Here is a 16,359-nt window from a genome sequence, read left to right as displayed (position 1 = left end):
CGAAAGAGGGGGAGCAGATGAGGGAGGGAACGGACCTGGTCGCCGACCAGGCCGCGAGATTCGCCGCGATCGATCCACTGCTGCCGGTGATCACCGAGCCACCCGATGGCGAGACGCTCGTCGCCACGCTGCCCGACGGCGGCCGCGTCACCGGCGTCCTGCGCGTGACGTTCACGAAGCCGGGTGCGCCGGAGGCGGTGTGGTCGGCGCTGGAGGCGTGGGAGCTGACACCGCTGATCGGCACGCGCGGCGTCGAGGGGATGGACGCCGTGCTGCGCGCGTGCAGGGCGCGGCTGGACAAGGAGTCGCCTGGCGAGGACTCGTCGTGCCTGGTGGCCTGGCCGAGCCGGGACGCGGAGGCGACGCGGGCGCTGCTCGACCACGGGCTCGTGCCGCTGTCGGCGCTCGCCGTGCGGACCGGGGAGCAGCCGCCCGCCGCGGGGAACCCGGACGTCGCCGTGCGCACGGCGGAACCGGGCGACGTCGAGGCGATCGTGCGGCTCGAGTGCTCGGCGGTGGACTACTCGAGCCGCGTCGGCAACCTGCGTGTGCGGCAGGGCACGGCCGAACGACGGCGTGCCGCGCTGGCCGAACAGCTGGCCGAGGGGGCACCGGTCTGGCTGGCCGAGCTGGACGGCGAGCCGGTGGGCGCGGTCGACGGCGGCTGGGCCGACGTCGAGCGCGGCACGTGGCTCGGCACGGTGCTGCCCGAGGGGCGGTGGGCGTTCGTGCGCAGCCTTGGCGTGGGGCCGCGGGCGCGGGGGCTCGGCGTCGGCCGGACGCTCATGGCCGCGGCGCACGCCCGGCTGGGCGAGGCCGGGGTGCGCGGCACGTACCTCTACTACAACCCGCTGAACCCGCTGTCGTCGGTGTTCTGGCACCGGCAGGGCTACCGCCCGCTGTGGACGGTCTGGGAGGTTCGTCCGGCCTCGCTGTTGCGCTGAGCACCCGGCGTGGTCGCATTGGGCTGAATGGCCTAATTTTGCACTGACGAGTCAGTTCAAAAGGAGGCCTCATGCAGGTGGTCGCCGATCGGGTCTCACTCGACGGCCCGCACGGCACGCTCTTGCCGGAAACGTCGCTCACGGTGTCGAGCGGTGAGTTCGCGGTGGTCCACGGCGACCCCGGCACCGGGATCACGGCGTTCGGCCTGGCGCTGGCTGGCAGGCTCCACCCGACGACCGGCACGGTCACCGTGGACGGCGCTGCCGATCCCGGCCGCCTGCGTGAGCTGGTCGCCGTGGTGGACTCCCCCGGCGTCAGCGAGCCGGATGAGATGCTGCCACTGCGCGTTGTGGTGGCCGAGGAACTGGCGCTGGCGGGCAAGCCCGCCAGCCCGGCCGCCGTCACGGACTGGCTGGCCGGGCGCGACCTCGCCGCCTACGCCCGCACCCGCTTCGAGAACCTGTCGGCCGAGCCGCGCACCCGCCTGCTGACCGACCTGGCCGCGAGCAGGCCGAACGTCGGCATGCTCGTGCTCGACCGCCCCGACCGGCACACGAGCGACGTGGACTCCTGGTGGATGCTCGCCCACGAGCACGCCGAGCGCGGCCGCGCCGTCGTGGTGCTCACCGCGACCCTGCCCGTCTCCGCACTGCTCACCACACCCGCCCGCATCGGCAGGCTCGACCAGCCCGCCCCGCAACGCTGCCAGGAGGAGCCGGTCCCGTGAACCCACTGCGCATCGCGTCGGGAGAGCTGCGCAGGCTGACCCGCGGGACACTGCCCAAGCTGGCGGTCGCCGCGCTCGTGCTGGTCCCCCTGCTCTACGCCTCGCTCTACCTCTACGCGAACTACGACCCCTACGGCAGGCTCGACAAGCTGACCGCGGCCGTCGTCAACGCCGACACCGGCGCCAAGGACGCCGACGGGCAACAGCGTGACCTCGGCAAGCAGGTCACCGACGAGCTGGTCTCCTCGGGCAGTTTCCAGTGGCACCAGGTCTCCGCGAGGGACGCCCGCGACGGCGTGCGCGACGACGACTACGCGTTCGCGATCACGATCCCGGAAGGCTTCTCCTCGGCGCTGCTCTCCAGCGGCGAGCTCGACCCCCGCCGGGCCGCGATCACGCTGACCACCAACGACGCCAACAACTACCTCTCGCGCACGATCGCCGACCAGGTGGCCGAGCAGATCCGCGACACGATCGCGAAGCAGGTCGGAGAGGAGGCCGCGAACCGGTTCCTGGTCGGCTTCTCCACCATCCACGGCCGGACGCAGGAGGCCGCGGGCGGCGCGTCCCGGCTGGCCGACGGCGCGAACCGGTTGCTCGACGGCCAGCAGGAGCTGGCGAACGGGGCTCAGCGACTCGCCACGGGCAGCACCCAGCTCGCGACGGGCCTCACCACGTTGCGCGGCAGCACCGAGCAGCTGCCGCAGCAGACCCGCCGGCTCGCGGACGGAGCCACCCAGGTCGCGACGGGCAACGCTCAGATCGCCGCGCTCGGCTCCGCGCTCGCGACCACCTCGGCGAACCTGCGCAGCGACCTCGACGGCGCCACCGGCCGGCTGGCGCAGCGGCTGCGGGACGGCGGGCTGTCGGAGCCCGAGGTGCGGCACGTGCTCGGCGTCGTCGGCGAGCTGCGCACCCCGCTCGACAACGCCAACACCCAGATCCAGCAGGCCGCGGGCCAGCTGAACACGCTCGCCGACGGCTCGCGGCAGGTCGCCACGGGCGCCGAGCAGCTCGCCGCCGCCGCGCCCCAGCTGGCCACGGGCATCGCGAGCGCGTCCGACGGCGCGAACCAGCTCGCGGGCGGGGCGGCGAGCCTCACCGACGGCGAATCGACCGCGCTCGCCGGCACGCGAGAGCTGGCCGACGGCGCCGGGCAGCTGCGCGACGGGCTCATCGAGGGCCTCGAGCAGATCCCGAACGCCGACAAGGACACCCAGCGGGCCACCGCGGCCACGATCTCCGACCCGGTCACGATCAACTCGGTCGGCCTCGCCTCGGCGGCCACCTACGGCGCCGGACTCGCCCCGTTCTTCCTCGCGCTCGCCACGTGGATCGGCGCGTTCGTACTGTTCCTGCTACTGCGGCCGTTGTCCACGCGCGCGCTCACGGCGGGCGCCTCGCCACTGAGGGTGGCGCTCGGCGGGTGGCTGCCGGCGGCGGTGCTCGGCATGGCGCAGGTGCTCGTGCTGTTCGCCGCGGTGACGTGGCTCGTCGGCATCGACGTCGCGAAGCCGGTCGCGGCCATCGGCTTCCTGCTGCTGGGGTCGCTGACGTTCACGGCGATCCTGCACGCGCTCAACGCGCTCTTCGGCGCGGTGGGCAAGTTCCTCGGGCTCGTGCTGCTGGTGCTCCAGCTGGTCACCGCCGGGGGCACGTTCCCGTGGCAGACCATCCCCGACGCGCTGCACCCGCTGCACGTCGTGCTTCCCATGGGCTACGTGATCGACGGGCTGCGGCACCTGCTCTACACCGGCGCCGCGACACGGCTCTGGCCCGACATCGCCGTGCTGCTCGCGTGGCTGGCGGGTGCGCTGGCGGTGTCGGTGTTCGCCGCGCAAAAGCGTCGCGTGTGGACGGTCCGGCAGCTGAGACCGGAGCTCGCGCTGTGAGCCCGCGCGCGGAGGCCACTCGGCGCAGGCTGTTCGAGGCCACGATGCGGCTCGCGCGCAGCCGTGGCCTCGCGGCGGTGACGGTGGACGAGATCGCCGCCGAGGCCGGGGTCGCCAAGGGCACCGTGTACTACAACTTCGGCAGCAAGGACGGTCTCGTCGAGGCGCTGCTGCGGTACGGGGTGGACCTGCTGGCCGAGCGGTTGCGCGCCCCGGCGTCCGACCCGGACCCGATGGCCGGGCTCGCGGCGATGGTCGACGCCGCGCTGGTGTTCATGAGCGAGTATCCGGGCTTCTCGCAGATCCTGGTGAGCGAGCTGTGGCGAGCGCCGGGGCGGTGGCAGGCCACCCTGCTGCCCCTGCGGGAGAACATCGTCTTGGTTCTCGAGGACCAGCTGCGGCGGGTGGCGGGGGCCGGACGGTTCCCTCAGGGGGTGCCGCTCCGGACGGCGGCCGCGGCGCTGTTCGGCACGCTGCTGGTGGTGGCCCTCGACTGGCTCGTGTTCGAGCCGGGGCGCAGCCGCGAGGAGGTGCGCGACGCCGTGCTGGCGCTGCTCGCGGCCCGCGCTCAGTGACCGTGCACGGGCCTGCGCTCGCCGAGCTGGTGCAGCGAGGATGGCCGGCCCTCCAGCGCGCGCTCGACGGCGTAGAGCACGCCACGCCCGATCTCGTCGTGACCGAGCGGCCGGGGGGCGGCGAGCTCGGAGACAGAGCCGAGCAGCACCTGCTGCGTCGGATGGCCGAACAGCACCGGCTCCGGATCGTCGGGCACCACGGCGAGGTCCGCGAGCGAGCGCACCTCGACGAAGGGCGCCGTGGCGGTCAGCAGTGGTTCGACCGCGCCGAGTACCGAGCGCCGGTACGACTCGTGTACCCACACCACCAGCAGCTCGGCAGGCGCCGTCAACGCCTTCTCCGCCTTGTGGGCGAGCTCGCGCGGGCGGTCCCAGTGGGCCTCGACCCAGATCGCCTTGCCCGCGCCGACGCGGTCCTTCCTCAGGCCGCGGGACCACCTCGGCGGGCGGGCCGCCCCGTCCGCGGCGTCGTCGGTGGCAGGCAGCGGGACGTAGCGCCTGCTTGGTGAGACCACTCGCCAGCCGTCGAGAGCGAGCTCCTGCACCACGACGCTGAGCATGCCGCTGCCGGCGAGGACCAGCGCGTTGCGGGCTGTCATACCCGCAAACCTACCCCTTTTCCACGGATTTCAACCGGTGCCGATCACCGGAAAAGGCGTGCAATTCCCAGTTCTTGGCCCCCTGCAAACGAGAAACCGCGTCAGTGCGCCGCGTCGTTCCAGGACTGGCCGAAGCCCACCGACACCTCCAGCGGGACCGCCAGCTCGTAGGCGGCACCCATCTCCTTGCGCACCAAGGCTTCCACGCCCTCGTGCTCACTGTCGGCGACCTCCAGCACGAGCTCGTCGTGCACCTGCAGCAGCATCCGGCTGCGGAGGTCCGACTCGGCGAGCGCGCGGTGGACGCCCAGCATGGCGACCTTGATGATGTCGGCCGCGCTGCCCTGGATCGGCGCGTTGAGCGCCATCCGCTCGGCCATCTCACGGCGCTGCCGGTTGTCGCTCGTGAGGTCGGGCAGGTAGCGGCGGCGGCCGAAGATCGTCTCCGTGTACCCGACCTTGGCCGCCTTGTCGACCACGCTGTGCAGGTAGTCCCGCACGCCGCCGAACCGGGCGAAGTAGTCGTCCATCAGCCCGCGCGCCTCCTCGGTGGAGATGCGCAGCTGCTGGGAGAGCCCGTAGGCGGAAAGGCCGTAGGCGAGGCCGTAGTTCATCGCCTTGATCTTGGCGCGCTGCGCGCCGGTGACCTCGGTGGGCTCCACCGAGAACACACGCGCGGCCGTGGCGGCGTGGAAGTCGAACCCGGACTGGAACGCCTCGATCAGCTCCGCGTCGCCGGAAAGGTGCGCCATGATGCGCATCTCGATCTGGCTGTAGTCGGCCGTCATGAGCTGGGTGTAGCCGGGCCCCACGACGAACGCCTCGCGGATGCGGCGGCCCTCGTCCGTCCTGATCGGAATGTTCTGCAGGTTCGGATCCACTGAGGACAGCCTGCCGGTTGCGGCGATGGTCTGGTGCAGCGTGGTGTGGATGCGGCCGTCGTCGGCGACCGACTTGATCAGGCCCTCGACCGTGGTCCGCAGCCGCGTCGCGTCCCGGTGCTCGAGCAGGTGCTGCAGGAACGGGTGCTCGGTCTTCTCGAACAGCGTCTGCAACGCATCCGCATCGGTGGTGTAGCCGGTCTTGGTGCGCTTGGTCTTCGGCATGCCCAGCTCGTCGAAGAGCACCACCTGCAGCTGCTTGGGCGAGCCGAGGTTGATCTGCTTGCCGATGACGGCGTAGGCCTCCTCCGTGGCCTGCCGGACGCGGTTGGCGTAGTGCGCCTCCAGGGTGGTGAGCTGCTCGAGATCGACGGCGATGCCCGCAGCCTCCAGGTTCGTGATCACCCCGAGCAGCGGCAGCTCGATCTCCGCGAGCAGGGGCGCGCCGCCGATGGCGGTGAGCTCGTCGGTGAGCGCGCCGGCCAGCTCGGCCACCGCGCGGGCACGGACCAGCTCACCGTGCACGATCTTGGTCTCGCCGTCCGGGTCCTCCGCCGTGTCGAGCAGCGACAGCTGCCCGTCGTCGGCGGAGCCCTCCGAGCGCAGCTCGCGGTGCAGGTAACGCAGCACGAGGTCGTCCAGCTCGAACGAGCGCTGGCCCGGCCGCACCAGGTAGGCCGCGAGCTCGGTGTCCATCGTCAGCCCCTCGACGCGCCAGCCCCTCGCGAGCAGCGCGTGCAGCGGCACCTTCAGAGCGTGCCCCACCTTGCGGGCGGCCGGGTCGGCCAGCCACGCGGTGAGCGTCTTCTCGTCGGCCTCGTCCAGCTTCGTCACGTCGAGGTAGACGCCCTCGCCGTCGGGCGCGGACAGCGCGATCGAGCGCAGGTCCGCCGACACCGACGCGCCGGTGGTGCGGAAGGCCAGTCCCGTGGGGCCCGTGTCGCCGGCGTGCCGGGAGAGCCAGTCGGCCAGCGCACCGGGCTGCAGCGCCCCGCCGCGGATCTCGAAACCCTCGTCGGCCTCCGGCTCCGCCGCCGACAGCGACGCGAACAGCCGGTCGCGCAGCACCCGGAACTCCAGCTCGTCGAACAGCCGGTGCACCGCGTCGCGGTCCCACTGCTGCACCCGCAGGCCCTCGGGCACCGTCTCGAGCGGCACGTCCCGGACCAGCTCGGTGAGCTGCCGGTTGAGCAGCACGGAATCGACGTGCGAGCGCAGCGCGTCGCCCACCTTGCCCTTCACCTCGTCGATGCGGTCGACGAGGTCGCCGAGCGTGCCGAACTGCTTGACCCACTTGGCCGCGGTCTTCTCCCCCACGCCGGGGATGCCGGGCAGGTTGTCCGACGGGTCGCCGCGCAGGGCGGCGAAGTCGGGGTACTGCGCCGGCGTGAGCCCGTACTTCTCCTCCACGGCCCCGGGGTCGTAGCGCACGAGGTCGGAGACGCCCTTGCGCGGGTACAGCACGGTCACGGAGTCGGTGACGAGCTGCAGCGCGTCGCGGTCACCCGTACAGATGAGGACCTCGTAGTCGTCGGCCGCCGCCTGGGTGGTGAGCGTGGCGATGATGTCGTCGGCCTCGTAGCCCTGCTTCTCCAGCACCGGGATGGCGAGCGCGGCGAGGATCTCCTTGATCAGCTCGACCTGGCCCTTGAAGTCGTCGGGTGTGGTCTGCCGGTTGGCCTTGTAGTCGGCGAAGGTCTCCGACCGGAACGTCTGGCGCGAGACGTCGAACGCCACCGCCAGGTGCGTCGGCGTCTCGTCCCGCAACAGGTTGATGAGCATCGAGGTGAACCCGAACACCGCGTTGGTGACCTGACCGGTCGACGTTCGGAACCGGTCCGCGGGCACGGCGAAGAACGCCCGGTACGCCATCGAGTGACCGTCGATTAGCAACAGCCGGGGTGTGTCGTTCGCTACTGAGGTGTTTTGCTTCGGGCTCACGACCGTGAGTCTAGGGTGAGCCTCTGACAGCCCCGCCTTGTGTCGAACTAGGAGCTTTGAGTGACCGAGCACGTGTCAGAAGAGGAGATCCGCGAGCAGCTCGCGGGCATCAGCCCGGAGATCGCGGAGCAGCAACTCAACGACAAGGTCGGTCTCACCTTCACGGAGCTGAGCCCAGAGCGGGTCGTCGGCACGATGCCCGTCGCGGGCAACCTCCAGCCCTACGGTCTGCTCCACGGCGGCGCCAACGCCGTGCTCGCCGAGGCGTTGGGCTCCACGCTCGCGGCCCTCAACGCCGGGGCCGGGCGGGCCGCGATGGGGCTGGAGCTGTCCTGCACGCACCACCGGGCGGCGATCAAGGGACTGGTGACCGGTGTGGCGGTGCCCCTACACGTCGGCCGCAGCACCATCACATCGGAGATCACCATCACCGACGAGTCGGGCCGCCGCACCTGCACCGCCCGGCTGACGTGCATCGTCCGGGACCGGCCGCCGGCCTCCTGAGAGAACCGGCGGGCCTGGCGTCGAGACGGGTTCAGGCACCGGCACGCGTGAACGTCACATGCGTGACTCCACTCGGCGAGGACGTGGCCTCGACCTGGTAGTCCTTCTCGACGGCCTCCAGCCCGTCCCAGAGGCGCACGCCTCGGCCGAGCACGATCGGGACCACCACGATGTGCAGGTGGTCGATGAGCCCGGCAGCGAGGAAGTCGCGAACCACGGTTGGACCACCACCGATGCGCACGTCCTTGCCGCCCGCGGCCTCGCGGGCCGTTTCGAGCGCCTTGACCGGCGACGCGTCGAGGAAGTGGAACGTCGTGCCGCCCTCCATCTCGATCGAGGGGCGAGGGTGATGGGTGAGGACGAAGACCGGTGTGTGGAAGGGCGGGTTGGGGCCCCACGCGCCCTTCCAGTCCGGGTCCTCGTGCCAGCCGGGGTGGCCCCACTTGCCTGCGCCCATGATCTCCGCGCCGATTCCCGGATCGTGCTGTTCGACGAAGGCGTTGTCGACGCCGCGGCTACCGCCGGGCTGCCACCACCGGGTGGTGAACATCCATTGGTGCAGCCGGTCCCCGGCGTGACCGAAGTGTGCGTCGTGACTCTGCCCCTCACCGGTGCCGAAGCCGTCGAGGGAGATGGCGAAGTTGTGGACGCGGGCGAGTGACATGGCTGCTCCTTCTGTGGCCGGAGGTGCTGGTTTCCGCTCGCCTGGATGGACCACCGGCGAGCCGGAAACTCATCGGTTGCCGTCTCGATCGCCCTGACCTGCGGGTAACGTCTAGCTCGGCACCCATACCGACAGGGCAGGCAGGCACCGCACCCCATGGACCTCGACCTGGCGCAGGTCCGCGCCTTCGTCCTCACCGCCGAACTGCTGAACTTCAGCAGGGCGGCCGAGCGGTTGTTCCTGTCGCAGCAGGCCCTTTCCAAGCGCATCGGCAGGCTCGAGGACACGCTCGGCGTCCGGCTGTTCGTCCGGACCAACCGCTCGGTTGAGCTCACCGCCGACGCCCAGCGGTTCCTGCCCCGCGCCCAGGACCTGCTGCGCGCCGCCGACGCCGCCGTCGCCGTGCTCGGCACCGCCGACGCGCCCGTGCGCCTCGACCTGCTCGACAACCGGCTCTCGCCGATGTTCATGCTGCGCCGCCTCGCCGCTCGGGACCCAGGGCTGCGGGTGGAGCGCAGCTGGCGGCGAGGGCTGGCGAACACGCTCGATCCCCTGCTGCGCGGCGAGGTCGACGTGGCGTTCGGCCGCGTCCACGACCTCGGCCGCGAGCTGCCAGCCGAGCTGGACCACCGGCTGGTCCGGCTGGAACCGCTCGTCGCGCTGCTGCCGCCGGAGCACCCGCTCGCGGACGGCGACGTGGTCCGCATGGCCGATCTCCGGTCCGAGGGCATCTGGCTGCCTTCGCTCGCCGGGCCCGTCGAGTGGCTGGCGTTCCTGCGCCGGATGAGCGAGAGCCTCGGCGTGCCGCTCGACGACTCCGGGGTCAGCTTCGACCTGCGGCACACGCTGGAGCAGACCCGCTACGGCCCGCCGCGCGTGACGCTGGCCGGTGCCGACATGGAGCTGGCTCCAGACCTGAACCTGCGGGTGCTGCCGTTCGAGCCCTCACCGCTGTTCCCCTGGTCGGTCGTGTGGCGCAAGGGCAGGCAGCGCCCCGCCGTCAGCAAGCTGCTCGCCCTCGCGGGTCACACGAGCCGGGCCGAGGGCTGGTGCGACCACGACCCGGCGCGAACGTGGCTCCCCGACGCCCCCGCCTCGGCGAGGCGGTCGTCATAGCCGCCGCTGGAACCACTCGGTGAACTCGGCGTCGGCCACCGCCGCGTGCGGCGTCTGCGGCGCGGGCTCCAGCCCCGGCTCCTCGGCGAGCGCGTGCTCCATGCCGGGCACCACGACGAGCCTGCCGCGCTCGCCCAGCTCGCGGTACAGCGCCTCGGCGGGCTCGCGGAAGGCGACGTCGTCCTGCTCGCCGACCACCAGCAGCACGTCCGTGCCGAGCTCCCCCGCCCTGCGGACGAAGTCGAACCGCTCGGCCACCGCCCGCGAGCGCTCGCTCCAGTGGTAGGTCACGCCGAACCGCCGCGCGTTCGCCGCGACCACCGGCGCCAGCTGGATCACCGGGCTGACCAGCGCCGCCGCCGCGACGGGAACCTCTGCCCTCGCGAGCACCTCCAGCGCGACGGCCGACCCCGCCGAACCGCCCGCGACACCGATCGGCGCCTCCGTGATCGGCAACTGCTCGCGCAGCGCCTCCAGCGCGGCCGGCAGCTCGGCCGCGGCCTGGTCGGTCACCGGCTCCGCGATGTTGAGCACGTAGTCCTCGCCCGCCAGCCGGAAGAACTCGTCGGGCCCGCCGGGGAGCGGCCGTTCCCCGGACATCGGCAGTCCGAAGTAGACGCGCCACGCCGGCACCCCCGACATCGGCAGCGCCGAGGCCATGGCCCGCTCGCTGCGCGGCGCGTCCATCAGGTGCCACGTCACGACGGCCGGGGCCGGGCCACCGGTGCCCTCGGGGCGCAGCGCCACGTACGGCACTCCGGCGGCGACACCCTTGATCATGGCCGAGGTATCCATGGTTCCTCCTGTTGTCTTTCCCGTGTGAGAACAAGCAAACCGCCTGCTCAACGCGCCGTCCAACAGCTTTCGCGGTGCCCGTGACAACCTGCGGTTGTGATCGGGACCGGCCGCCCGCCCGCGGCCGCACCGGTCACCGATAGCCTGGCCAGATGGAGCAGGACAACGTCGGAGCGACACTCGACGAACTGGTGCAATGGGCGGACAAGGCGCTGCGGGAGCCTCCCGTCGACACCGGCCACGCGGAGCTGGCGTTGCGGCTGCTCTCCGAGGAGCTGGGCGTTCACGACCTCGCACAGCTGCGGCCAGGACACCTGGCCGAGCTGCTGCTCGGCGTGTACCAGGAGGCCGTCGAACCCGGGCACGAGGCGGACGCCGTCGTTGCGCTCCACCACCTGCTCACGTTCGCGGGCGACACCGGGCGGCTCACCGCCGAGGACGTGACCGCGCTGCGGGAGGAACTGGACTACATCGAACCGGAACTGGGCGCCGTCGCGGACGTGGACCTCAGGGAGGCGTACGGCCTTCCCGACCGCATCGGCCCCCTGCGACTGCCCACCGAACCGGAGCTCGCCGAGGCCGCGCGGCGGACAAGGGTGCTCGACCGCGCCAAGCGGCTCGCGCTGTGGTGCGGCGAGGGCCGCGCGACCTTCGAGTCCGTCGGCCTCGGCGCCGAGGACCGCGCCGCCGCCGCGAGCGAGCTCGGGGAGTCCGAAGAGGACATCATCCAGCTGTACCTGCTGGCCGAGGACGTCGACTTCATCATCCCCGGCCCCGAGGGCACACAGGTCGGCGAGGCCGTCGACGCCTGGCCGGAGGGCAGTGACGAGGACGTGCTGGACACCTGGGACCGGGCGCTGGCGGCCGTGCTCGCGTGGAGCCTGCTCACCGACGCCGACCGCGCCGGTGAGGACGGGCTGGACTTCGAGGGCGCGGGCGCGTGGTTCATGCCGCTCTTCCTCTCCCGCTACCGCGGTCTGCCGGTGGCCGCGATCAGCGAGATGATCTTCGAGCTCGCCACCACGGAGCTGGTCGCCGACGACGCCCGCGCCCGCTGGGAGGCCTGGGTCGCCGAGCACGGCGAGCCGGCGGAGGTCCTGCTCCGCCGCCTCACCGAGCTCGGCGCCGTGGAGATCTCCGACGGCGTCGCGCGCGCCACGCCGCTCGCGGTGTGGGCCATGCGCGACGAGCTGATCGAGTCCGGCGTCGAGGTGCCCCTGCTGCCGCCGGCCGAGGAGCTGTCGGCGGCCGACCTGCTCGAGCTCGCTCTGTCTGGAATGGACGGTGAGCTGGAGGCCGAGATGGAGGCGTGGCTCGGGCGGCGCTCCGGCGACGCTGCGGCCGCGGAGCTGCTCGCGGCCGCCGCCGAGGGCGGGGCGCCCGAGCGGACGATCGCGGCAGGGCTCATCCGGGAGTGGATCGGCGCCGAGGCGCAGGCGCAGCTGCGCAAGGCACTCGACGTGCCCATGCTCCGGCGGCACGCCAAGGCGTCGCTGGAGCTGCTGCTCGGCCCGCACCCTGACTTCGCGGCCACCGAGGAGGACGGCGCGTGGCTGCTCGTCGACGAGATCGCAGGCAGCGCGCACGGCATCGCCGACGAGGACCTGCCCGTCCTGCTCGGCGCGACGGTGCCGGCCGAGTACGCGGCGCTGTTCGACACGATGTGGCGGCTCGACCATCCCGACACGCACCGGGTGCTCACGCTGCTCGGCGAGCACCACCCGGACAAGGCCGTCGCGAAACAGGCCCGGAGGGCCGCCTACAAGGCAGCCGACCGAGCCCGCTCCTGACCTTGCCCCTACTGCACCTACTGCAGTGAAGGCCACCATGCCTGCGCCCACCCGTCTCCCACCACCGCCCAAACGGAGACGCTGACGCGCCGCTGTGTTTGATCAACGCAGTGAAGGTGGCCTTCACTGCAGTAGGGCGCTCGGCTCAGGCGACGCCGAGGTAGGCCTCCTTGATCGACTCGTCGGCGAGCAGCTCCCTGCCCGTGCCCGACTTGACGATCGAGCCGGTCTCCAGCACGTAGGCGCGGTGGGCCCGCGACAGCGCCTGCTGCGCGTTCTGCTCCACGAGCAGCACCGTGGTGCCTTCCTTGTTGATCTCCGTGATGATCCGGAAGATCTGCTGGATGAACTGCGGCGCCAGCCCCATCGAGGGCTCGTCGAGCAGCAGCAGCTTCGGCTTCGACATCAGCGCGCGCCCGATGGCGAGCATCTGCTGCTCACCGCCCGAGAGCGTGCCGCCCGCCTGCGTGCGCCGCTCCGCGAGCCGGGGGAACAGCTCGAAGACGTGGTCCATCTCCGCGGCCAGATTCTTGCGGTCCTTGCGCGCGTAGGCGCCCATGTCGAGGTTCTCGTGAACCGTCATCCCGGGGAAGATGCCCCGGCCCTCGGGTGCCTGCGAGATCCCTCGCACCACCCGCAGGTCGGCTCGCAGCCGCGTGATGTCCTCACCCGCGAACGTGATCGTGCCCGCGGAGACGGGCCGGATCCCGGAGATCGCGCGCATCGTGGTGGACTTGCCGGCCCCGTTGGCCCCGATGAGGGTGACGATCTCGCCCTCGTTGACGGTGATCGTCAGTTCCGAAACCGCCTTGATCCGTCCGTAGTGGACGGACACGCCGGAAAGCTCAAGCAATGTCATCGTCGGGAACTCCCAGGTAGGCGGCGATCACGGCGGGGTTCTCCCTGATCTCGGCTGGCACGCCCTCGGCGATCTTCTTGCCGAACTCCAGCACCACGATCCGGTCGGTCACGCCCATCACGAGCTTCATGTCGTGCTCGATGAGCAGCACCGTGTACCCGTCGTCGCGGATCTTGCGGATCAGCCCCATCAGCTCTTCCTTCTCGATGGGGTTGAACCCGGCGGCGGGCTCGTCGAGGCACAGCAGCTTGGGCTCGGTCGCGAGCGCGCGGGCGATCTCCAGCCGCCGCTGGTAGCCGTACGGCAGGTTCTTCGCCTTGTCGGCGGCCCGGTCGACGATGCCGACGAAGTCGAGCAGCGCCATGGCCCGCTCGATCGCCGACTTCTCCTCCCGGAAGTGCCTCGGCGAGCGCACGAGCGCGCCGATGACACTCGTCTTGTGCCGCGCGTCGGTGCCGACGACCACGTTCTCCAGCGCCGTCATCTCGCCGAAGAGGCGGATGTTCTGGAACGTCCTGGCGATGCCGCGCCGGGTGATGTTGTGCTTGGCGAGCTTGCCGAGCGGCTTGCCCTCCAGCAACACCCGGCCGGATGTCGGCCGGTAGACGCCGGTCATGGCGTTGAAGCACGTGGTCTTGCCGGCGCCGTTCGGGCCGATGAGGCCGAGGATCTCGCCGCGGCGGATGCCGAACGACACCGAGTCCAGCGCCGTCAGGCCGCCGAAGCGCACGGTCAGGTCCTCGATCTCGAGCAGCGTCTGCCCGACGTCGACGGCCATCTCACGGTCGGAAGCGACGACCTCCGCGACCTCGGCCTCGTGCTCGGCGAGCTCCGCCTCGGTCATCTGCTGCAGCTCGGCGACGAGACCGCCCTCGGCCTTCACCTCAGGGCCGTTGCCGTTCTCCGGCTGGGTCATCACACGCCCCCGTTCCGGTCCGTCGACACCGACGTGTCGTGACTGATCTGCTCGCCCCGGCCCAGCAGGCGTTGGTACGCCTGTCTCCCGTAGGTGAGCAACCGCTGCCGCGCGCCGAGCAGGCCCTGCGGACGGAAGATCATCAGCACGATCAGCGCGAAGCCGAAGATCAGGTACCGGTACTCGGCGATGCCGAGGAACCTGGCCGGGATGTAGGCGACGATGATCGCGCCGAGTATCACGCCGACCTTGTTGCCCGACCCACCGAGGATCACGGCCGCCAGGAACAGCATCGACGTCACCACGTCGAACTTCTGGTTGTTCACGAACGCCAGCTGGCCCGCGTACAGCGCGCCGGAGAGGCCACCGATCGCGGCGCCGATGACGAACGCCCAGATCTTGAACTTGAACGTGTTGACGCCCATGATCGCGGCGGCGTCCTCGTCGTCGCGGATCGCCACCCACGAGCGGCCGACGCGGCTGCGTTCGAGGTTTCCGACGAGCACCAGGATCACGATGATGATCGTGACCGTGAGCCAGTACCACGGCGTGCCGTCGGTGTTGTTGAAGATGGCCGTGCCGTCGGCGTGCGTGCCCGGCGGGTGCCCGACCTGCTGGAAGCCCTGGTTGCCGCGCAACGGCTCCAGGTTGTCCGCCAGCAGTCGCACGATCTCACCGAAGCCGAGGGTGACGATGGCGAGGTAGTCACCGCGCAGCCGCAGTGTCGGCGAGCCCAGGATGACACCGAACACCATGGTGATCGCCATCGCGATCGGCAGCACAGCGAGGAACGGCAGCTTGGTGAGGGCGGAGTCCGGGCTGGTGAACAACGCGGCGACGTACGCGCCGACCGCGAAGAAGCCCACGTACCCGAGGTCGAGCAGGCCCGCCTGCCCCACCACGACGTTCAGTCCGATGGCGATCAGCGCGTATCGCGCCACCTCGAACATCGCGATCGGGAAGTCGTAGCCGGGTTCGGTGGTGATGATGGGCGGGTTCAGCACCGGCAGCGCGTAGATGAACACCACCAGCGGGATCATGATCGCCCACTGCTGGAACCGGTTGAGGTTGTTCCACCACTCGCCGAGCGAACGGCGGCCGGTGGTCGTCGGCGTCCTGGTCGTCGTGGTGGTCATACCCGCGCCTTTCCGAGGGACTCGCCGAGGATGCCGGTCGGGCGGAACATCAGGATCAGCACGAGCAGCGCGAAGGCGACGACGTCACGCCATTCACCGCCGAACAGCGACTGCCCGTAGTTCTCCATCAGCCCGAGCAGCAGCCCGCCGAGCAGCGCGCCGCGCAGGTTGCCGATGCCGCCGAGCACGGCGGCGGTGAACGCCTTGATCCCGAGCAGGAAACCACCCTGGTACGCGGCGCCCTGCGGGATCTTCATCATGTAGAACAGCGCCGCGGCGCCGGCGAGCAGACCACCGATGAGGAACGTCGTCATGATGACGCGTTCCTTGTTGACGCCCATGAGGGTCGCCGTGTCGGGATCCTGCGCGACGGCGCGGATGCCACGGCCGAACCGCGTTCTGTTGACGAACGTGTCGGCGACCAGCCAGAGCAGGATCGACGCCAGCACGATGATGATCGTGATGTTGGTGACGCTGGCGCCGAAGATCTCGAAGACCGGTTCGGGGCGCAGCAACCGGATCGCCTGCTCCGGGTTGCCGCCGCGCCAGATGAAGATCAGCTGCTGCAGCACGAACGAGGCGCCGATCGCGGTGATCAGGAAGACCAGCCTGGGGGCGCCGCGGTTGCGCAACGGGCGGTAGGCCACGCGTTCGAGCACGACGGCAGTCGCGCCGGACGCCAGCACCGCGGCGAGCAGCGCCAGCAGCAGGAAGCCGACCAGTTCGAAGATCGCGAGCTCGGCGGTGGGGCCGGGCCGGAAACCGAGGGCGTAGAAGGTGAACCACGTCGCGTAGGCGCCGTAGATGAACACCTCGGAGTGGGCGAAGTTGATGAGCTTGAGCACGCCGTAGACGAGCGTGTAGCCGAGCGCGACGAGCGCGTAGATGCTGCCCTGCGCGAGCCCGTCGACCGTGTTGCTCCAGAACTGGTCGATCAGGCCCTCGACGTCGAAGCTGATCAGGCTGTCACTCTGCGCAAGGTACAGCGAGGACAGGTGGTGATGAATGGACAAGTCGTT

15 protein-coding genes are annotated in these 16,359 nt (G+C 71.0%); 7 read left to right on the top strand and 8 right to left on the bottom strand.

Annotation, left to right across the window (positions count from 1 at the left end):
* Nucleotides 1-17 precede the first annotated feature (17 nt).
* From DI005_RS04670 to DI005_RS04655, 4 genes are all read left to right on the top strand, one after another.
* Nucleotides 18-944 carry a GNAT family N-acetyltransferase gene (locus tag DI005_RS04670; RefSeq protein ID WP_113641363.1) on the top strand — a complete coding sequence of 309 codons (927 nt, stop codon included), beginning with the start codon at nt 18-20 and terminating at the stop codon, nt 942-944.
* A 71-nt stretch (nt 945-1,015) separates the two neighbouring features.
* A complete protein-coding gene (locus DI005_RS04665) occupies nt 1,016-1,672 on the top strand; it encodes an ABC transporter ATP-binding protein (RefSeq protein ID WP_113641362.1) in 657 nt (218 codons plus the stop codon).
* Entirely contained in the window at nt 1,669-3,564 is a 1,896-nt protein-coding gene (locus DI005_RS04660; RefSeq protein ID WP_113641361.1) for a YhgE/Pip family protein, read from the top strand. The genes DI005_RS04665 and DI005_RS04660 overlap by 4 nt, the downstream gene beginning before the upstream one ends.
* On the top strand, nt 3,561-4,139 hold the full coding sequence (locus DI005_RS04655; RefSeq protein ID WP_113641360.1) for a TetR/AcrR family transcriptional regulator: 579 nt from the start codon (nt 3,561-3,563) through the stop codon (nt 4,137-4,139). Before DI005_RS04660 ends, DI005_RS04655 begins: the two co-directional genes overlap by 4 nt.
* Here DI005_RS04655 and DI005_RS04650 read toward each other — a convergent pair.
* Nucleotides 4,133-4,738: a hypothetical protein gene (locus DI005_RS04650; protein ID WP_228714153.1), complete on the bottom strand. Its 606-nt coding sequence runs from the start codon at nt 4,736-4,738 to the stop codon at nt 4,133-4,135. The genes DI005_RS04655 and DI005_RS04650 overlap by 7 nt on opposite strands.
* 101 nt (nt 4,739-4,839) lie before the next feature.
* Complete coding sequence (gene polA, locus DI005_RS04645) at nt 4,840-7,560, bottom strand: DNA polymerase I (RefSeq protein ID WP_112272216.1); 2,721 nt, start codon at nt 7,558-7,560, stop codon at nt 4,840-4,842.
* A gap of 60 nt (nt 7,561-7,620) precedes the next feature.
* Here polA and DI005_RS04640 point away from each other — a divergent pair, with 60 nt between their 5' ends.
* Nucleotides 7,621-8,064: a PaaI family thioesterase gene (locus DI005_RS04640; protein ID WP_113641359.1), complete on the top strand. Its 444-nt coding sequence runs from the start codon at nt 7,621-7,623 to the stop codon at nt 8,062-8,064.
* A gap of 31 nt (nt 8,065-8,095) precedes the next feature.
* Here the strand turns inward: DI005_RS04640 and DI005_RS04635 are convergent, their stop codons facing one another.
* The gene (locus tag DI005_RS04635; protein WP_112272220.1) at nt 8,096-8,728 is read right to left on the bottom strand and encodes a dihydrofolate reductase family protein; all 633 of its coding nucleotides are present in this window, start codon (nt 8,726-8,728) and stop codon (nt 8,096-8,098) included.
* 156 nt (nt 8,729-8,884) lie between these two features.
* Here DI005_RS04635 and DI005_RS04630 point away from each other — a divergent pair, with 156 nt between their 5' ends.
* On the top strand, nt 8,885-9,844 hold the full coding sequence (locus DI005_RS04630; RefSeq protein WP_113641358.1) for a LysR family transcriptional regulator: 960 nt from the start codon (nt 8,885-8,887) through the stop codon (nt 9,842-9,844).
* Here DI005_RS04630 and DI005_RS04625 read toward each other — a convergent pair.
* Entirely contained in the window at nt 9,839-10,639 is an 801-nt protein-coding gene (locus DI005_RS04625) for a S9 family peptidase (RefSeq protein WP_113641357.1), read from the bottom strand. The two genes, DI005_RS04630 and DI005_RS04625, sit on opposite strands and share 6 nt — an antisense overlap.
* Before the next feature lie 152 nt (nt 10,640-10,791).
* On the opposite strand from DI005_RS04625, the gene DI005_RS04620 reads away from it, so the two are divergent.
* Nucleotides 10,792-12,429, top strand: coding sequence for a hypothetical protein (locus DI005_RS04620; protein ID WP_113641356.1), 1,638 nt, complete (start codon nt 10,792-10,794; stop codon nt 12,427-12,429).
* A 145-nt stretch (nt 12,430-12,574) separates the two neighbouring features.
* Here DI005_RS04620 and DI005_RS04615 read toward each other — a convergent pair whose 3' ends face one another.
* Genes DI005_RS04615 through DI005_RS04600 form a run of 4 tightly spaced genes read right to left on the bottom strand, consistent with a single transcriptional unit; the run spans nt 12,575 to nt 16,347 of the window.
* The gene (locus tag DI005_RS04615; RefSeq protein WP_323808378.1) at nt 12,575-13,282 is read right to left on the bottom strand and encodes an ABC transporter ATP-binding protein; all 708 of its coding nucleotides are present in this window, start codon (nt 13,280-13,282) and stop codon (nt 12,575-12,577) included.
* Complete coding sequence (locus DI005_RS04610; protein WP_112272230.1) at nt 13,275-14,204, bottom strand: ABC transporter ATP-binding protein; 930 nt, start codon at nt 14,202-14,204, stop codon at nt 13,275-13,277. Before DI005_RS04610 ends, DI005_RS04615 begins: the two co-directional genes overlap by 8 nt.
* The gene (locus tag DI005_RS04605; protein WP_112272232.1) at nt 14,204-15,340 is read right to left on the bottom strand and encodes a branched-chain amino acid ABC transporter permease; all 1,137 of its coding nucleotides are present in this window, start codon (nt 15,338-15,340) and stop codon (nt 14,204-14,206) included. Before DI005_RS04605 ends, DI005_RS04610 begins: the two co-directional genes overlap by 1 nt.
* On the bottom strand, nt 15,337-16,347 hold the full coding sequence (locus tag DI005_RS04600) for a branched-chain amino acid ABC transporter permease (protein ID WP_112273168.1): 1,011 nt from the start codon (nt 16,345-16,347) through the stop codon (nt 15,337-15,339). The genes DI005_RS04605 and DI005_RS04600 overlap by 4 nt, the downstream gene beginning before the upstream one ends.
* Nucleotides 16,348-16,359: the final 12 nt, after the last annotated feature.

The organism is Prauserella sp. PE36 (assembly GCF_003311655.1).
In the GTDB taxonomy this organism is placed as follows: Bacteria; Actinomycetota; Actinomycetes; order Mycobacteriales; family Pseudonocardiaceae; genus Prauserella_A; species Prauserella_A endophytica.
Note: the sequence above shows the minus strand (reverse complement) of the source record. Positions and strands in the feature narration are given on the sequence as shown.

What these genes read in the sequence shown, in the direction of transcription:
- DI005_RS04610 (WP_112272230.1), bottom strand. Translation starts at nt 14,204, where the DNA reads ATGACCCAGCCGGAGAACGGCAACGGCCCTGAGGTGAAGGCCGAGGGC.
- DI005_RS04630 (WP_113641358.1), top strand. Translation starts at nt 8,885, where the DNA reads ATGGACCTCGACCTGGCGCAGGTCCGCGCCTTCGTCCTCACCGCCGAA.
- DI005_RS04620 (WP_113641356.1), top strand. Translation starts at nt 10,792, where the DNA reads ATGGAGCAGGACAACGTCGGAGCGACACTCGACGAACTGGTGCAATGG.
- DI005_RS04605 (WP_112272232.1), bottom strand. Translation starts at nt 15,340, where the DNA reads ATGACCACCACGACGACCAGGACGCCGACGACCACCGGCCGCCGTTCG.
- DI005_RS04670 (WP_113641363.1), top strand. Translation starts at nt 18, where the DNA reads ATGAGGGAGGGAACGGACCTGGTCGCCGACCAGGCCGCGAGATTCGCC.
- DI005_RS04625 (WP_113641357.1), bottom strand. Translation starts at nt 10,639, where the DNA reads ATGGATACCTCGGCCATGATCAAGGGTGTCGCCGCCGGAGTGCCGTAC.
- DI005_RS04635 (WP_112272220.1), bottom strand. Translation starts at nt 8,728, where the DNA reads ATGTCACTCGCCCGCGTCCACAACTTCGCCATCTCCCTCGACGGCTTC.
- DI005_RS04665 (WP_113641362.1), top strand. Translation starts at nt 1,016, where the DNA reads ATGCAGGTGGTCGCCGATCGGGTCTCACTCGACGGCCCGCACGGCACG.
- DI005_RS04650 (WP_228714153.1), bottom strand. Translation starts at nt 4,738, where the DNA reads ATGACAGCCCGCAACGCGCTGGTCCTCGCCGGCAGCGGCATGCTCAGC.